Below are 19,072 nucleotides of genomic sequence, written 5' to 3' on the forward strand. Positions count from 1 at the left end.
GCCACTTGCAACTTGTCATAATTATCTTTACTATTCTAGCATACTAATCATAAAAAAGTAAACTAATTCTAAGCCTTGTCCCTTCTATAAAAATATTCCTCCAATGTAATATTTCCATAAAGTTTTAATGCTTCTATAAGCTCATCCTCGTGCATTATAAACAAAAGCCTTAAATCATCATCTAGGACATAAAAAGAATTAAATCTATTTTTATCTATAATTGCCATAACATTAGCTAAACCTAATTTGTAATATACTGATATACTCTTATTTTCAATATACTTATTTCTTAATAGCTTATTTCTTTTTACAAATATATTTCCCATTAATATATACATAGCTGACTTTTTTTCACTTTTAGTTATTAAATAAATTATTATGGCTGCAATAATTAGACTAATATTTATACCTTTATTATATATAAATATAACTAAAGAAATAGTAATTAGTCCTATTGCTATCATATAACTAATCTTAGAAATTATATCAGTAACCTCTTTATACAATATTTTTCCCGATAATATAATTTCTAATATCCTTGAACCATCTAAAGGATATGCTGGAAGAATATTAAAAAATAATAAATTTAAATTAATATTAATTATTTTATCTACTATGCTATTATTAATTATTAAACCAACAAAAAAAAATATGCATGCAATGGCTAGATTCATACATGGTCCCGCTAAATATATTTGAATTTTTTCCTTCTTAGATAATTCATCAATATTTATAAACTGTGCACTTGTACCATATATATGAATTTTAAAATTATTGAATTTACAGCCATTCCTTTTAGCTACAATTATATGAGATATTTCATGAAGAAATATGCTTATAAATGCTAAAATAATTGATTTGTTTAAACTAAGAAGTATAAAAAATAATATAATTTCAGCTAAAACACTTTTTTCCATCTATCCATTTACAGCTCCTTTATAGACTCACATTATATTAATAACCACCTTTCTCACAGGATTTCTTACTTTTAAAAATCAACTTTTCCTCCATTTAAGCTTGTTTTTATGTAATTATTTATCTTATTTAATATCTCTGAAAAATCAAAGGATTCAATTTTTTCATTTTCAATACTATAGGTAGTATCATTTATTACTGCTTTTACATTTTTATAAGAATCCTGTTCACTTGGAGAATATTTTAAATAAAAAGCTGCCATAAACATAAAGATAACAACAACTAGTTGATAAATAAAAACATTAGCCATACTTGAAAAGAACTCTTCCTTTGGTTTCTTTTTTATTCCACTTCCATATACATCTTCAAAGGAATTACTTCTATAAACTGGCGATGTCCTTTTTGCTGAATTTTTATTTTGTAATTCTTGATAGTATCTTTTATATTGGTAATTATAACTACTCATTATTTCCTCCTAAAAAATTGCTTATTAGATTATATTTTTATAATTAAAAAAATATGCAATATATTGCATTTGCAATATATTGCATATTTTACTTATTTAAAAATTCAATTTTTTTCTTCTCATCCCTATATTAAGAACTAACCCTAATGAAAGAATAGTTGTTGCTAAAGAACTTCCTCCATAGCTAACTAATGGTAATGTTATTCCTGTAATAGGCATTAAACCTATAGTCATTCCAATATTTTGCCACATTGCAAACAAGAAATATGCAATCATTCCTGTTGTCAATATAGTTCCAAATAAATCCTTTGCTGTCCGTGCTATATTAATCATTCTTGATATAAGTATCCCATATAAAATTAATAAACAAATAGCTCCAAAAGTCCCCCATTGTTGACATATTTGACTAAAAATAAAGTCTGTTTGTATTTCTGGAACATATTGAGATGCATATCCACCTGTTCCATCATTAGCTAATGTATTAAGAGTTCCAAAGAATCCCCCAGATCCAATAGCTATCAGAGACTGTCTTAAATGATATCCCGAGCCTGATGTATCAGTTTCAGGATTCCTAAATGATGTTATTCTTCTTTTTTGATAATCTTGTATTAATCCTGAATTCCATACTAATACAATTCCTACTACTAAAGCTCCTAGACCACCTATTATTATTCTTTTATCTAGTCCACCTATAAAGAAAACACCTAAAACCATAAAGAACAATACCATTGTCATTCCCATATCTGGTTGAATTACTATAAGTCCTGCTGGTATTATAGCATAAAAAGTTAGTACAAAGAAATTTTTAAAATTATTTATTTCTCCATCCATGTCTTCTAGTTTTTTACCCATCATCATAACAGTTGCAATCTTTGCTAATTCAGCTGGCTGAAATGATAGTGGTCCTAATCTTATCCATCCTTGGGCACCATTAATAGTTGAACCTATTATTAAAACTAAAACCAACAACGCAATTGATGTCCAATAAAATATTGGTGTAAATGCTTTGATTATTGAATAATCTATTGCTAATACAAAATACAACAATAATATTGATGCTACAAAAAATACTGATTGCTTTATTGGAAATACCATTCCACCTGTAGATGCTTTTTTAGCAAGATATATATTAACTATACCGAATATCGTTATCAATACTATAGATATGAACATCCATATATCTACTTTTTTTAGATTTTTTAAATTCAGTTTAAACTTTGATAAAGGTATCATAATTTTACCTCCTTGAATTTATACCTACTTATTATATCCTATTTCATACTTTTTCTCCATAAATAATTATATTACTACATATAAAATTCATAAACTCTTAAGAATTACTAACTTTTTAATTCATATTTTATATATATATCAAGCTACTTATACTCAACTTAAACTTATTTAAATAATCTATTTTACTATATCCCTATATTCTTTATATAACATTTTTTAATATTAACTTAAATTAAAAGAGACTGTTATTATTTTTAACAGCCTCCCTATCTTATCTATTCCTTATATTTTTTATTGGAATATTGGCAATTAATGCTGGTGAACCTTCTCCTTCAATATCATCACTTCTATTTAATGATATTTCTACATCATTAGCATCAATTTCTATATACTTAGAAATAACCTCTAGTATTTCTTTTCTTATTTTATCTAAAGTTTCAGGAGCTAAATCACCTCTATCATGAATAAGTATTAACTTTAATCTATCTTTAGCAACTTCCTTTGGTGTAGTTTTGTTAGAAAATACCCTTAATAAATCCATACCGCCTTTATCCCCCTAGTTTTTTTTGAAAATCTTTCTTATAGCTGAAAAGAATCCCGTAGATTCTGCTCCTAGTTTCATTAAAGGTACCTCTTCCCCTATAATTCTTTTAGCTATATTTCTAAATGCTTGACCTGAAAGGGCTTTTTCATCTAACACTATAGGTTCTCCCTTATTAGTTGAAACAGTTATACTTCTATCATCAGGTACAACTCCTAATAATTTGACAGATAAAGTTTCTATGATATCTGATACGTCAAGCATATCGCCTCTTTTTGTCATTTCATAATTTAATCTGTTAACTATAACAGTATGATCTTCTAAACCTTTTGCATCTAATTTCCCTATTACTCTATCAGCATCTCTAACTGAAGTAATTTCTGGATTAACCACTACTATAGCCTTATCTGCACCAACAACAGAATTTTCAAATCCTTGTTCAATTCCAGCTGGTGAATCAATTAACACATAGTCAAATTCCTCTTTAAGCTTATTAACTAAATCAAACATATCCTGTGCTCTTATATCATCTTTATCCTTTGTTTGAGCTGTTGGTAGTAAACAAAGATTAGTATATCTCTTATCCTTTATTAATGCTTGTTTTAATCTACACCTATTTTCAATTACATCTATTATTGTATAAACTATTCTATTTTCTAATCCCATTAGTACATCAAGATTTCTTAATCCAGTGTCTCCATCAACTACCACAACCTTTTTTCCTAATGCTGCTAATGCAGTTCCTAAATTTGCCGTTGTTGTAGTCTTTCCAACTCCACCCTTTCCTGATGTAACAACAATCGAAATTCCCATGTAAATCCCTCCACTTTAGTAAATATATTTATTTGGTAAATATGGTTCTACTACTATATAACCATCCTTTATTTTGGCAACCTCTGGATAAGATGGCTTTAATCCATCATCTGGTGATATAGTTAATATATCTGAAATCTGCATTAATTCAGGTTGCATAAAAAATGCAGCTATTATGGATTTCTTATTTCCTCCAGTACCAGCTCGAACATGTCCTTTAATACTTCCAAGAACTATAATATTACCTCCTGCAGAAACTTCGGCTCCACTATTAATATCACCTATTATAATAATATTCCCAGGGTAATCAATAGACTGCCCCCCTCTTATTGTTTTCTTGATAAATTTAGTTTTTCCTTCATTAACTCCATTAAAAAATTTAATTGAATTATTTTCTTTAACTTTATTAATATCATCAAAAATACAATCTTTTATATCTATCTTTTGAAATAATTCTTCTTTTAATCTAATTATTTCAGAGTTATCAATATGTTTAAGATTAGATGTTATTTTTAATATAGAATTTTTATAAAAACCTTTATTTTTTAATAGACTAGATATTAATACTTCTAACATATCATCAAAGCTTATAAATTTCTCCATATCTATTATAACATTTACTCCATCTTTATTGCCTTTTATCTGTATTCTTTCATCCTTCATTGGTTATCCTCCACCAATTAAAAACTCAATTTACTTTTAATTATATCATATAACTACAATTAAAAACATAATCTGATTAAAAGTATTGTAATTTTTCTACAAAATAGCACTTATTTTACTAAATATATGCATTACTAATTGTAATTTAACTCTAATTTTAAGTAAAGCTATAAGAACTTTTTCATTAAAAAAATAAGAGAAGTCATTATTAAACCTCTCTTATTTTCAATATATTTATTCACTTTATTGTTCTTGTTGAACATGTTGATCCTGATTATTTTGCTCCTGTTTAACATCTTGCTCTTGATGTTCATTTTCTTCTAATGCTTCTTGATTGTTATCTGCTGGTGATCCTAAAACATACTTTTGGAATGTTTCTGAAGTTGCTGCATAATTAGGATTAATAGCTAATAATTCATCCTTAAAGAATGCTTCATATATTCCCTTATGAACATAAGCACTATTTGCTCCTCTGTTTCCATCGTAAATAGTTGAGAATATAGCAATCTGAGGATTATCCATTGGCGCAAAGCTTATATAATTTGCATAAGCCTTTCTTCCTTGGAATTCATATTGTTCTGATGTTCCAAAGTCAGCAGTTCCTGTCTTACCACAGACTGCAATAGGGAAGTTAGCAAATAATGCATAATTAGTTGCATTAGATGGTGATGTATTAACTCTTCTCATCCCCTCTTTAATAGCCTGTAATATATCTGCATCAATAGGATTACTTTCTATAACTTCTGGATTAAACTCTTGAATAACCTCACCTGTCGGCGACGTTACTTTATCCACAATAGAAACCTTATAACGAGTACCACCATTTGCTAATGTAGCAACATAGTTAGCCATTTGCAATGGAGTAAATGCATTCATACTTTGCCCGATGGCATCTTGCACTAAATTTATCGGAGATTTTATTTCTGATGTTTGATTTGTTACAGTAAAGTATGCAATTGCATTTGCCACTGTTATTGCCTGAGAATCCACATCTACTTTTTTATTGTTAGCAGCTTCATAATTAGCAACATTCTCTTTATATTTATCTGATATATCCATTATCTTCTTTACAGTATTAAGTATACTTTGAGCGTATTCATCTTGACTAGAAATTTGCTCTTCTGTTCCTACCTTAAGTAATGTCTCTTTTATATTATCTTTTAAACTAGTTTTTAATGCTTTTAACTCATCTGAATCAGTACTTATATCACTAATATCAAATGGCACAAATGAATATCCATAATATACTCCCTCTTCAAGGGCTGGAACTAAACTATATTTTGCATTTGAAGCTAATGTTCTTCTCCATGATACAAAATTATATGTTTGGCCAAAATTCTCATATATTTGAATTCCTGTAGATGCTGTTTTACCTTGTTCTGCTCCTAATCCAAACTTCCATGCATAACGAGCTATAGAGTTAAGCGCATCTATATCGGCACCATTTTTTATATATAATCTAATAGCTGTTTCATAAAAGAAATAGTTAGATGATACTTCAAGTGCTTTTCTTACATCAGTGATTCCATGACCTATCTTTTGGAAATTTTCAAGTACCTGCTTTCCTGTATATTCACTACTCCAAACCCCAACATCATTAACAGTATCATTTTCAGTTATAGCACCATCAGTTAAACCAGCAACTGCTGTTAATGGTTTAAATGTAGATCCTGGTGGAACTAGCCCTTGTGTTGCATAATTAAACATAGCTCTTGGATATAAATCATACTTATCTTCTCTAGCTCCTGTAGTTTCATTTACAGGAAAGAGCTCATCTAGTGTTCCCTTAGCATTACTATTTTGAATATGTTGTGTACCAAATGATTCGTAATCTGGATTAAAATATTCATTATATTTCTCTGTAGTTAATTCACTAGGAATTGCAAAATCATTAGGATCAAAATCTGGATAACTTGCCATAGCAATAACTCTTGCAGTATTTACCTCCACAGCTACAACAGCACCTCTTGTTGCACTTGTTAATCCTTCTGATTGCAATTTAATAATTTGATCTTTTAATGCTTCTTGAGCAGCATATTGTACATCTTTGTTAATTGTTAAATGTACATTATTTCCTGGATAAGACTCTAACTTAAATAGTTCTTCTGTAGTTCTTCCTTGAGAGTTTACCTTTACCGTAGTCCCACCTTTTATTCCCTTTAATTGTTCTTCAAAAGCTGACTCTATTCCAGATACACCAATTAAATCTGTAGATGTATCATATCCTCTTAATTCATAACTTTCTTGTTGAGAGCTACTTATTGATGATACATATCCTACAACTGACGATGCTAAAGTACTATATGGATAGTATCTAACAGGCTTTAAACTAACATTTATTCCAGGCAAATCCGTTAATTGTTGATATACAATAAAAGCAGTATCTCTATTTATATTACTTGCTATTGTTATATTAGAATACCCACTAAAGCTTCCCATTTTTATAGCATCTTTGATGACAATATATCTTCTTATTTGCTGTATAGGATATTCTTTTAATAGATCATCTAATATTTCCTTTCCAGTTGAATTCTTATACTTTTTAGCTAATTCAGTTGCTTGTTCTGAAGTATAGTTTTCTGGTAATAATAACTTATACAAATCATATGATTTTACAAGATAATAAAAAGTATCCTCTGCAGATATTTCCATAAGTGCATCATTAACTTCATTTATCTCTTTATCTGTATAGTCGCCCTCTTTATTTTTAAACTTCTCTTCTTCTATATCTTCATTTAATCCTCTATCTCTTTTAAATCTTATTTCAAGAGCTCTTCTGCTAGATTCATTATCAGTTTTAAAATCAAAATATATATTTCCATTATCATCAACTTTAAGTGCTAAATCATCTTGAAAACTTTCACCATTATCTTCTAATATTTTAAAAACCTTATCCATAGTCTTATAAAATGCTTTAGTTGAATCTACAGTTTCCATATAAGTTAAAGTATAAGTTTGCTTGTTAGTTGCTATAACATTTCCTTCACTATCATATATATTTCCTCTTGGAGCTTCTTCTGAAATAAATTTAGTAGAACTTACATCAGCTTTTTCTTTATAATCATCATATTTGTATACTTGAAGATATAATAGTTTGGCAACAATAGTTCCCATCATTATAAACATAATTATATACAAAACAGAATATCTGGAATTTTCTTTATTTTTTTTAGGTTTATTAACTATCATTTAAACCTCCATGTATTTCTATCTAGATATTTATCTAAAGTTTTTAAAATCAAAGTATAGAAAAGCATCATACAAATAGCATTTAATACACACGAGATTAATGCCACAGGTATATTAATCGTTTGAGAAAATAGCTTAAATATAATTACTACTCCTAAAACTTTCAATATTGAAACACCTAAAGCTGTCAAAGCTGGCACTAGTCTATTTTCCTTAAATATACTTTCCCCTATTTTTGCACATAAAAAACATAAAAGCATATTTAAAAATAAATTTACCCCGAAACCCGCAAAGAAAAATATGTCTTGTAAAAATCCGCTTACTATTCCTATAAAAATAGCCTCTTCTTTGCCTCTTATAATTGAATAAGCCATGGCAAATATAAATAATAAACTTGGAAAAGATCCTTTTATTGAGTAATAAGGCAATAAAGTATTATCAATGATTAATAAAATTATTAATATAATTATTAAATATAATCTCTTCATACTTCTACTCCCCAATATTAATTTCTTCTTTTGGAACTACAACAAATAATTCCTCAAGTTTATTAAAATCTACATATGGCTTAACAATAGCCTTCTTCATAATTCCAACACTATCCACTTCTACTGAAACTACTTCCCCAATCCTAATTTCTTGTGGATACATTCCTCCAAGTCCAGAAGTTAAAATTATATCTCCTTCTTTTATTTCAGAATCAATTGGAATATTTGATAAGATCGTTAAATTCTTATTTTTGCTATCTGTAACTCCTTGCAATATGCCTGTTGTCTCTCTAGTACTTTCTACCATAGAAGCTACTGCAATATTTTCATTTAATATAGTTTGAACTATTGAATAACTACTTTCGGATTTTGTAACTTTTCCAACCAATCCTGCTGGAGTTATTACTACCATGTCCTTTTTTACTCCATCATTAGTTCCTTTATCAATTATATATCCATTTGAAATATTTCCTCCACTATATCCAACTATATTACACCCTAAATAATTATAGTTTTGGTGAGCTTCAGAATAATTAAACATTTCTCTTAATCTTGTATTTTCATCTTTCATTCTATTATATTCAATTAACTGATTTTCTAATTCTGCATTTTTTGCTGCAAGTTCTTTATTTTCTTGCTTCACTTTTGAAAAATTAATAAAAAAATCAAAAGATTCCTTTAGCTTATCGTTTGCATTATAAATTATCTTTTGTAATGGACTAATAACACTACCTACACCACTAGATATAATATTTGAATTATTTTTTAAACTGAAAATAATTATGCCTAAAAAGGCAACTGACAGTACCACTATAGTTACTGCCAGTTTGTTTTTAAAAGGTTTCATTATTGACCTCTTTGAGTCTTGCTTAATTCATCAAAATTCTCTAGTGCTTTTCCTGCTCCTAAAACAACACAATCTAATGGTGTCTCAGCAATATGAACAGGCATGTTTGTTTCGTGGTTTATTAATTTGTCTAGCCCCTTTAGTAAAGCTCCGCCTCCAGCTAACATTATTCCTTTTTCCATTATATCAGCTGATAATTCTGGTGGTGTCTTTTCTAATGTAGTTTTTATTGATTCAATAATTGAATATACCGGCTCTTTTAATGCTTCTCTTATTTGATCTTCTGTTATTGTAACTATCTTTGGAAGACCTGTTATCATATCTCTTCCTTTAATATCCATAGAAGCATTTTCGTCATCTATCTTATATGCTGATCCTAATTCCATTTTTATTTGTTCAGCTGTTCTCTCACCAATCATTAAACTAAACTCTTTTTTAACATATGCTATTATCGCTTGGTCTAACTCATCTCCAGCAACTCTTAATGACTTACTAGTTACTATTCCTCCTAATGAAATAATAGCTACTTCAGTAGTTCCTCCACCAATATCAACTATCATGCTTCCTGTAGGTTCTCCAACTGGAAGTCCTGCTCCAATAGCAGCTGCCATTGGTTCTTCCATTAAAACAACATCTCTTGCTCCAGCGAATTTTGCTGCTTCTTCAATAGCTCTTCTTTCTACTTCTGTTACTCCTGATGGATAACATACTATTATTCTTGGACTAGTAAATGCGCTCTTACTTGTTACCTTTTCTATTAGTTTTTTAAGCATAGTTTGTGCAACATCAAAATCTGCTATAACTCCATCTTTAAGAGGTCTTATTGCAACTATATTCCCTGGTGTTCTACCTATCATTAATTTCGCTTCTTGACCAACTGCTAGAGGCTTTCTTGTATTACTATTTATTGCTACAACTGAAGGCTCACTTAACACTATTCCTTTGCCTTTAACAAAAACAAGCGTGTTAGCTGTTCCTAAATCTATTCCCATATCTTTATTACTACTGAAAAATCCCATATGAATTCCCCTTTCAATTATATAATTCCTTTTTCCTTTAAACTAACATATTTATTATTACCAATTATAATATGATCTAACAATTCAATCCCCATAATTTTTCCACATTCCTTTAATCTAAGAGTTATATTAATATCTTCTTTACTTGGATTAGGATCTCCTGATGGGTGGTTGTGACAAACTATTATACTTGCACTTCCCCTCTGAATTGCCTCTTTAAAAACTTCTCTTGGATGAACTATAGATGAGTTCAATGTTCCTTTAAATACATCCTTAGTTCCTATTACAACGTTCTTAGTATTCAATAGTATTAATTTAAATACTTCTTGTTTGAAATTGCTCATTTCATTAATTAATAATGTTGAAACATCTCTAGGCGACGAAATCTTAAAGCTTTCTCTTTGAGATCTTAAAGTTCTAAACCTATTGAATAACTCCATCATAGCAATTATCTGACAAGCCTTTACTTTCTTAATACCTTTAATTTTACTTGCTTCTTCAAAACTTACATTTAAAAGCCCGTCTAAACCATCTAGCTCAATTAGTAACCTTTTACTTAAAGCTATGACGTTTTCTCCTTTTGTACCTGTTCTTAATAATATAGCTAATAACTCTTCGTTACTTAAACTTTCTACTCCAAACTGAAGTAATTTTTCAACTGGTCTTTCGTTTAATGGTATATCATTTACCCTTATATTTCCTGCCATAAGCACTCCTTTTAAGTAATAATATCCATCCCCCAAATTATAAAATTTCTTTTATCATTTTGTTTAGTAAGTTTAATGGTAATCCAACCACATTATAGTAACATCCATTTATCCTTTTAACAAAAACTCCACCGAAGCCTTGTATTCCGTAGGCACCAGCCTTATCTAAACATTCTTCAGTGTCTATGTACTTCCATATTTCCTCATCTGAAAGCTCTGAAAAATAAACCTCTGTATACAGACATTCACTTTTTATTGCTTTTGTAGTATTATTAATAACTGTAACTCCAGAATATACTCTATGCACATTATTACTTAGCGCCTTAAGCATTCTAAAAGCATCGTTTTTATCTTTTGGTTTTCCAAGAACTTTATTATTTATAACAACTATAGTATCAGCTCCTATTATTATAGAATCTTTACTACAATTTAATGCTACTGACTTAGCTTTCCCTTCAGATAATGTTTTAACATACTTTTCTATGTCATTATTAACTTGTACTGAATCTTCATCAAAATCACTAACTCTAACTTCAAAATCTCTTACTATCCTAGATAATAACTCTTTTCTACGCTCTGAAGCAGATGCCAATATAAACTTCAAAATATCACATCCTACAGTCATTTATTAAATATTATTCCCAATTTAACGTTAGTCTTACACCTGACTTTAAAATTTAATTTAAAACACAATAAAAAAGAGGTAAATTCTTGTCACCTATCTTTATTTCTAATATAGTTTATCACTTAATAGATATTCAAACAAGCATTTTCCTCTTTTTATATATGAATTTTTTGTAGAATATTATATAAATTTTCTTTATTTTTAAGTGTATTTTTTTTACATTTATTGATATATATTTATGCTTTTTTTCTATTTATTAAAGTTTAATAAAACTTTATATAAATATTGCATTTCATTAGAAACATTTTCCTTACTTATTTCAGTTCCTAATTCATTAATATGTTTTTTTAAGTCAGATAAAACTTCATATTTATCTCCCTCTTTTATATCATCTAATTTTCCAACCCATTCTTTAAAATCCGTGGTGTCTACTGATTTTACATCATCTTTAAATGCAGTATTCAATATTTCTAAATATCCATTATATATACCAGCTATTTGACTTTCAACAGTATTGCTACTATTAAGATTAAAGTCAACTTTAACACACTCAATTCCACTTGCCATTAATTTATCAATAATAGATTGACCTTCTTCTGTTGTATAAACTCCTGCTAAAACTTTAAATTTATCTGCATCATTATATATAAAAGCTCCATACCCACTTGATATTTTATTAAATGCTTCTTTTGCATTATCTTCTTGTGCAAAATACCCACATTGAATGGCCATAAAACTAGTATTAATAGTTTCTTGACTAACTTCAGAAGATTGATTATTATTTTCCACTTCAGCATTTACTGGAGTATCTGCATTTCCCTCTGAACCTTCATTACTTACAATTTCAGAATTATCCGTCTGCACTTGTTTACTTTTATTATTAGCATCTGCTGTACTTGCATTATTTAATGGTAAAAAATGAATTATAACATTTGCAAGCAACACTCCAACTATTATTACAAATACACTCATTCCAATAAAAGATAGAATAAATTTTAAAATATCATTATTTTTCTTTTTCTTATAGTTATATCTTGTATACCTCACTTTCTCATCCTCCCCAATCATTAACTTATTATGTTTTTACTTATTACATTACAATATATTCATTAATACCTACTTATATACATAATAAAAACAACTTTTCCTTTTAACAAAAAAAAACGAGACCTAACGGTCTCCGTTTTTTACTAACTATTTAATTTCCTTAAGTATTGCTTTTAAATATTCATAGCAATTTTTTACTGATGAAATACTCATATGCTCATCAGGAGTATGAACATCATAAAGGTTTGGTCCAAAACTTATCATATCAAGATTACCTAACTTCTCATTAAATAACCCACACTCAACACCTGCATGAATTGCTACTATCTTTGCTTCTTTTCCATAAAGATCTTTATGAACCTTTTGGCAAACTTCTCTTATTTTTGAATTAGGATTATATTCCCATGCTGGATAATCTGATGTAGTTGTGAATTCTCCTCCTAAAAGTTCAACTATAGTTTTACTTCTTAAAACTATTTCTTCTTTTAATGATGGTACAGAACTTCTTATTGCTGAGTCAAATTCCACTGTCGTATCATTAGTAGTTAAAACACCTAAGTTAGTTGAGCTTTCTACTAATCCATCTATTTCTACACTTTTTGAATTTATTCCATTTGGATATAAGTATAATAAATTTAAAACTTTACTAGTGCATTCATCTGTAAATTCTCTTTCTACACTATCAGTAGCTACTGAACCTTCTATTTTTAATCCTGGATCTTGAGTTCTTAATTCATTACCTATAATATCATTCCAATTTTTTATTACATTTATAACTGTATTTTCATCACTAGCATTAATAGATATAATAGCTTCAGCTTCCCTTGGAATTGCATTGTTCTTAGAACCACCATTTAAATTAACAAGATTAAACTTAACTTCTCTTGATAATCCTTTAAGAACTCTACCTAGAATTTTATTTGAATTTCCTCTTTCTTTAATTATATCCATACCAGAGTGACCACCTTTAAGTCCTGATATATTTATTTTTACTAGTTTTTTATCTTTAATATCTTGTTTTTCTATATTAATAGTTGCTGTACTTCTTATTCCACCAGCACAACTTACTAAAAGATATCCTTCTTCTTCATTGTCTAAGTTTATTAATATCTTACCATCAATATGTTCTTTATTGATAGCCATTGCTCCAGACATTCCTGTTTCTTCATCTGTAGTAATTAATACTTCTATTGGCGGATGTGGAATATCTTTTGAAGCTAATATTGCCATAGCATAAGCAACTGCAATACCATTATCACCTCCTAATGTTGTATCTGTTGCATATATATAATCATCTACTATTCTTAATTTTAATGGATCCTTTTCAAAGTCATGTTCTACACCATTATTTTTTTCACAAACCATATCCATATGACCTTGAATAATAACAGTTGGAGCATTTTCATACCCTTTAGTTCCTGGTTTTTTAATAATAACATTTAATGCTTTATCTTGAATTGATTCAAGACCTAGGCTCTTACCGAAATTTAATAAATAATCACTTATTCCCTTCTCATTGCCTGATCCTCTTGGAATATTTGAAATCGCTTCAAAATACTCGAAAACCTCTTTCGGTTCTAAATTTTGTAAAATTTTCATATTTAAGTCTCCTCGCTGTTTAATTATGTTAAAATAATTATATATCAATTAGTATATCATATCTATTATAGCAGTTAAATTTATTACCCTATAATTTTTATTTTAATTAAAGTGAGGTGGTTTTATGCAAAAGACTAAAATGATTTTTACAATTAGACCTGCAAGCCATAATGAAACAATGCTGCCTCATTTGTTAGAAAAGCATTCGATATTATTGAAATAAGAACTTTATTAAATTCTCATTCAGCAAAAACAATGTCTAAAATAGCTAAAGAAACCGAGGCGCACCTAGATTATATACAAAAATATAAAAAGTAATGATATTATCACTATAATAATATCATTACTTTTTTATTTACTAAGTTATTTTTTAATTAGTTAAATAATCCTTTGAATAAATCTCCTAATGTAACATCATCATCATTATCATTATATTGCATATATTCATTTGATCTTTCAACTGCATCTTTAATACTTAGAGAAATTCTCTTATTTTCCTTGTTAACATCAAGAACTTTAACTTTAATCATTTGTCCTATTTCAAGAACATCTGAAGGTTTAGCTATGTTTTCATCTGTAATTTCATTTATATGAACTAGCCCTTCAACTCCAGGAAATAATTCTACAAATGCTCCAAATGACATAAACTTAACTACCTTACCTTCTATTACATCACCAGTTTTTATATTATCAGCATGAACTTTCCAAGGTTCCTTATCTACATCTTTTAATATTAGAGATACTCTTTCATGTTCTGTATCTACATCACCTACAAATACAGTAACCTTATCTCCAACATTTACTACATCTTCAACTCTTTTAACTCTTTCCCAAGCTAAATCATTAATATGAATTAATCCAGTAATTCCACCAATATCTACAATAGCCCCAACCTTAATGATCTTCTTAACTGTACCTTCTCTTTTTTCACCACTCTTTACAGTTTTCCAAAGTTCTTTCTTCTTAGCTTGGTAAGCTTCTTCTTCTAATACTCTTCTAGAAGCAACAACTTTTCTATTTCTTAAATCTAATTCTGTTAACTTAACCTCAATTTCTTTTCCTAATAAAGTACTTAACTCTATTCTTTCTCTTGAAGCTAATGAAGCTGGAATAAATACTCTGATTGACCCATAGTAAGCCACTAATCCACCTTTAACTTCTTCTTTTACTAAAACTTTTATAGTTTCTTCATTTTTGAAAGCTCTTTGTAAATCTTCTTTTTCAGTTATCTGTAATGCTCTTAATCTTGAAAGCTGAACATACCCTTCACCATCATTAGGTGAAATAACGTATACATCTAATATATCCCCTGGTTTAACAACTTCTAATGGAGAAACATCACCTACTACTAATTCCTCTTTTGTTATTACACCATCAAATGCATAATTAATATTAACTGCAACTTCCTTTTCATTAACATCTATAACTTGACCTTTTAATATATCTCCTGAATTAATTCTCTTAACATCAAATTCTTTTAAAAGATCTCCCATTGAATTTTCATTTAATTCAACTGACATAGTATCCACTCCTTTGTAAAAACATCTCATAATTAATTTTAAGTCACCAGTAAATTTTATACAAGTAAAAGAATAAAAAAGCTACTTCTCACAAAGTAGCTTTTTTTAAACTCTATAATATTTTTTTATTTTTCTTTATTGCATTGTAACAATAATTTATTATGTCACTACGTTTTATTATTCCTATAAATATACCTTCATCATCAACTACTGGTACAAAATTTTGAGTTGTAGCTAATCTAATAATACTTTCAACATCTGCATTAATAGAAACACTCTTATGCTTTGTTCTTATAGCTATTTCACTTACTTTAACATTTTCCGTATTTTTAAAGTTAAGATTTGCAGTATTTTTTAACTTCCACAATAAATCTCCTTCTGTTAAAGTTCCAACATATCTTCCATGCTTGTCTATTAGTGGTATTGCTGTATAACCATGATGCTCCATTCTCTCAATTACTTGTCTCATTGTTGCATCTATATATTCATAAATAACCTCATTTTTAGGAGTTAAAAGAAATGCAATATTCATATCTTCTTCCTTTCCTTTAAATAATACTTCTTCTCCATTTTATCATATATAAAATATAATTGTTATATTATCTTTAAATTTTAATAATTTATTAATTTAATATAATTTTAATTGTAAACTTTATGCTTTAATTTATTTTCATATCTTAAATAATCATATTCATCTATTATAGTTGCAACTTCTTTATATATCTCCTCACCACATAAACTCTTTCTCACAATAAGTTCATCTAAGATTCTACTGTTACATTTTGTACATGTTCCAAGACATATAAATCTCCATCCCACTACACTAAATGGGTAATCAATTACAATTTTTTTTTGACACTTAGGACATGTTTGATTTATTTTATCATAATTCAGCTCTATTCCCTCTAATGAAGTTACCTCTAAAGCTGGCATTTTATAAACATCTTCTATTATATACCTTTTTATAGCTCTAGCATTATATACATTTTTAAATACATGCGCTGTATATATAGAATCATTTAATGCATCATGTAATGCATCCTCATTTACTTTTATTTTTAATGCCTTAAGTGCATTTTTCAAACTCAATGATTTTCTAAAACCTAATATCTTTGTTACATATTCTTGAATATCTAAATAATTGTTAATCCAACTTAAGTCATTATATCCATAATGATTTGCATTTCTTATTATTTCAGCTATATCATCCTTGGCCCATGAACAAATTATATCACCTTCATTAACCATACTTCTAAGTTTATTAAGACCCTCTATAAAATGAACTCCATTTTCTAAATCTTTTATATCTATTTTTGTTATATCTAATATTTTAGGATTTATTACCGGAATAACCGATGGCTTTATAAACACTTTCAGTTCTTCACAAGGTTGCATATGAGCATCTAATTTAACTGCCCCTATTTCTATTATTTCATTTACTAAATCCAACTTTTTTAAGTTAGGATAATCATTATATACATTTGGAATACACTTATGTATTCCACTTAAATTATTAAATTCTAAATCTACTATTATAAAAGCCAAAATTCTCCCCACCCTTCTACTAATGACAAATTTAAAAAGTCAAATTAGTAAATTAATCTTCAATATCAATGCCAGCCAACTTCATAAGATGCTTTGCATTTTGTGTCTCGCTTTTTCCTCTTCTAAGAACATAATCAAAATTAATCTTATTATCTTTATAATATTCTCTAAAGTTATAATTAACCAACCAACTTTTTTCTTTTTCTAAATTGCATAATTCTAAATCATGAGTAGACACTAACCCAACTCCTTGAAGCTTAACAAGTTGTTCTATTAATATTCTTGCCCCATCATGTCTATCATTTGAATTAGTTCCTTTAAATATTTCATCTAATAAGAAAAATACCTTTTCTCCTGATTTAGCAGCTTCAATAACCAATTTTATTCTTAATATTTCAGCATAAAACGAAGATATATTTTCTTCTAAATTATCTTGTGTTCTCATACAAGTATAAATATTACTTATCCCACATTTAAATTCCTTTGAACAAGTTGGTAATCCTAAATAAGTTAAAATCATATTAAATCCTATAGTCCTTAAAAAAGTACTCTTTCCTGACATATTAGATCCTGTAATTAAAGCTACTTTCTCATTACCATAAAGATTAAAATCATTAGACTTAGCCCTATCCCCTAATAATGGATGTGCTAAAGATTTAGCCTCAATCTCATTTACTCCTGATATAGTAGGATAAACCCACTCTTCATGTTCAAATGCTAAAGTTGATAAACTCACTAATGCTTCTATTTCTCCCATAATCTCAAGCCATTTTTCTAGTTTATAACCATTTCTAATTCTCCATTCTTCTAAATTACAAAGAATAAAAATATCACTCATTAAGAATACATTTATTATAAGATAGTAAGCATTAGATGTACTATCCCCTATCCAATTAACTATATTTTTTAACTTTTTCATCTCAGCCTTACAATTTATATTAGATGCTACTAACTCCTTTTGGAATTCTAACAACTTCTTAGACTCAAACTTTTCATCTTGTATCAATTCTAATAAACTACTATATTTAATTATTTCTCTTTTATTTTTTATAAATATATCTATTACACTACTTAACCTTTTAGTTAATAATTTAATAACTAAATAATTTATCATCAAATCTAATAATAAATATGTTATTGGAATACGTCCTATAATTGCTAGAAATATAATTATTGCAGTTATAGCTATAAAAATATATGATATATACTTTATTGTGAAACTATTTTTTTCTTCACCATTAGCCCATTTCAATAATTCTTCTATATTTTCCTTTTTCTTATTTTCTATACTTGCTGCAAAATATAACCTTTCACAAAATTCTCTTTTATTGGCTAACTCTTTTATAGCTTCTTGATTATCTTGTATTTCATATCTTGTAGGTAAATCATTTAACATCATCTTATATGCTAACTTTTTTCTACCAAATCTAGTTTTGGTTAGATTTATCCATTGAAACAAAGAACTTTTTCCGAATATATCTAAATCACTTGAAAAACTATGATTTCTATTAATAAACTCTTCACCAATATCATCAAATTCCTTCCATGTATTATCTAGTCTCTTTATACCCTTCTCATAATAATTTAACATCGTTAATAATCTTTTTTTAGCATTTATCTTTTCATTATGAAAAAATGCAATTACTAAAAATATAATTAACGTACATAGAAAACTAAATCCCATACCCTCTATACTATTTTGTTTATAGTAATAATACATGGCTATTAATCCAATAATAACAACTATAAAGCGTATAACTGAAAAAGTTATAAGTTTCTTTTCTAACTTTTCTAGTTTACCATTAACTTTGCTTATATTATCTTTATAATAATTTAACGAATTTTTCATCCACTT

Annotated in this window: 18 protein-coding genes; all 18 read right to left on the reverse strand. The window is 27.9% G+C overall.

Annotated elements, in window-relative coordinates; genetic code table 11:
* Nucleotides 1-68: 68 nt before the first annotated feature.
* On the reverse strand, nt 69-917 hold the full coding sequence (locus tag I2E98_RS02005; RefSeq protein WP_195467300.1) for a site-2 protease family protein: 849 nt from the start codon (nt 915-917) through the stop codon (nt 69-71).
* A 71-nt stretch (nt 918-988) separates the two neighbouring features.
* Nucleotides 989-1,381 carry a hypothetical protein gene (locus tag I2E98_RS02010; RefSeq protein WP_195467301.1) on the reverse strand — a complete coding sequence of 131 codons (393 nt, stop codon included), beginning with the start codon at nt 1,379-1,381 and terminating at the stop codon, nt 989-991.
* Nucleotides 1,382-1,477: 96 nt separating this feature from the next.
* Nucleotides 1,478-2,614: a rod shape-determining protein RodA gene (gene rodA, locus I2E98_RS02015; protein ID WP_195467302.1), complete on the reverse strand. Its 1,137-nt coding sequence runs from the start codon at nt 2,612-2,614 to the stop codon at nt 1,478-1,480.
* A gap of 271 nt (nt 2,615-2,885) precedes the next feature.
* Nucleotides 2,886-3,155 (reverse strand): cell division topological specificity factor MinE, encoded by a 270-nt coding sequence (minE, locus tag I2E98_RS02020; protein ID WP_195467303.1) that lies wholly within the window; start codon nt 3,153-3,155, stop codon nt 2,886-2,888.
* Between the two features lie 15 nt (nt 3,156-3,170).
* Nucleotides 3,171-3,968: a septum site-determining protein MinD gene (gene minD / locus I2E98_RS02025; RefSeq protein ID WP_195467304.1), complete on the reverse strand. Its 798-nt coding sequence runs from the start codon at nt 3,966-3,968 to the stop codon at nt 3,171-3,173.
* A gap of 15 nt (nt 3,969-3,983) precedes the next feature.
* Nucleotides 3,984-4,631 carry a septum site-determining protein MinC gene (gene minC / locus I2E98_RS02030; protein ID WP_195467305.1) on the reverse strand — a complete coding sequence of 216 codons (648 nt, stop codon included), beginning with the start codon at nt 4,629-4,631 and terminating at the stop codon, nt 3,984-3,986.
* A 243-nt stretch (nt 4,632-4,874) separates the two neighbouring features.
* The gene (locus I2E98_RS02035) at nt 4,875-7,820 is read right to left on the reverse strand and encodes a penicillin-binding transpeptidase domain-containing protein (RefSeq protein ID WP_195467306.1); all 2,946 of its coding nucleotides are present in this window, start codon (nt 7,818-7,820) and stop codon (nt 4,875-4,877) included.
* Nucleotides 7,817-8,308 carry a rod shape-determining protein MreD gene (mreD, locus tag I2E98_RS02040; RefSeq protein ID WP_195467307.1) on the reverse strand — a complete coding sequence of 164 codons (492 nt, stop codon included), beginning with the start codon at nt 8,306-8,308 and terminating at the stop codon, nt 7,817-7,819. The genes I2E98_RS02035 and mreD overlap by 4 nt, the downstream gene beginning before the upstream one ends.
* A gap of 4 nt (nt 8,309-8,312) precedes the next feature.
* On the reverse strand, nt 8,313-9,155 hold the full coding sequence (gene mreC / locus I2E98_RS02045; protein WP_195467308.1) for a rod shape-determining protein MreC: 843 nt from the start codon (nt 9,153-9,155) through the stop codon (nt 8,313-8,315).
* Complete coding sequence (locus I2E98_RS02050; protein WP_133014034.1) at nt 9,155-10,174, reverse strand: rod shape-determining protein; 1,020 nt, start codon at nt 10,172-10,174, stop codon at nt 9,155-9,157. Before I2E98_RS02050 ends, mreC begins: the two co-directional genes overlap by 1 nt.
* Nucleotides 10,175-10,191: 17 nt before the next feature.
* Nucleotides 10,192-10,881 (reverse strand): DNA repair protein RadC, encoded by a 690-nt coding sequence (gene radC, locus I2E98_RS02055; protein ID WP_195467309.1) that lies wholly within the window; start codon nt 10,879-10,881, stop codon nt 10,192-10,194.
* Nucleotides 10,882-10,918: 37 nt separating this feature from the next.
* Nucleotides 10,919-11,485 (reverse strand): Maf-like protein, encoded by a 567-nt coding sequence (locus tag I2E98_RS02060; RefSeq protein ID WP_195467310.1) that lies wholly within the window; start codon nt 11,483-11,485, stop codon nt 10,919-10,921.
* 270 nt (nt 11,486-11,755) lie between these two features.
* The gene (locus I2E98_RS02065) at nt 11,756-12,553 is read right to left on the reverse strand and encodes an SPOR domain-containing protein (protein WP_195467311.1); all 798 of its coding nucleotides are present in this window, start codon (nt 12,551-12,553) and stop codon (nt 11,756-11,758) included.
* A 147-nt stretch (nt 12,554-12,700) separates the two neighbouring features.
* On the reverse strand, nt 12,701-14,152 hold the full coding sequence (locus tag I2E98_RS02070) for an aminoacyl-histidine dipeptidase (RefSeq protein ID WP_195467312.1): 1,452 nt from the start codon (nt 14,150-14,152) through the stop codon (nt 12,701-12,703).
* Nucleotides 14,153-14,526: 374 nt separating this feature from the next.
* A complete protein-coding gene (rpsA, locus tag I2E98_RS02075) occupies nt 14,527-15,672 on the reverse strand; it encodes a 30S ribosomal protein S1 (protein ID WP_195467313.1) in 1,146 nt (381 codons plus the stop codon).
* A 112-nt stretch (nt 15,673-15,784) separates the two neighbouring features.
* A complete protein-coding gene (locus I2E98_RS02080; protein WP_195467314.1) occupies nt 15,785-16,204 on the reverse strand; it encodes a CBS domain-containing protein in 420 nt (139 codons plus the stop codon).
* A gap of 107 nt (nt 16,205-16,311) precedes the next feature.
* Nucleotides 16,312-17,217 (reverse strand): 3'-5' exonuclease, encoded by a 906-nt coding sequence (locus tag I2E98_RS02085; protein ID WP_195467315.1) that lies wholly within the window; start codon nt 17,215-17,217, stop codon nt 16,312-16,314.
* Between the two features lie 52 nt (nt 17,218-17,269).
* Nucleotides 17,270-19,066, reverse strand: a complete 1,797-nt coding sequence (locus I2E98_RS02090) for a DNA mismatch repair protein MutS (protein ID WP_195467316.1) — start codon at nt 19,064-19,066, stop codon at nt 17,270-17,272.
* Between the last annotated feature and the right edge of the window lie 6 nt (nt 19,067-19,072).

The organism is Clostridium sp. D43t1_170807_H7 (assembly GCF_015555905.1).
Taxonomy (GTDB): domain Bacteria; phylum Bacillota; class Clostridia; order Clostridiales; family Clostridiaceae; genus Clostridium.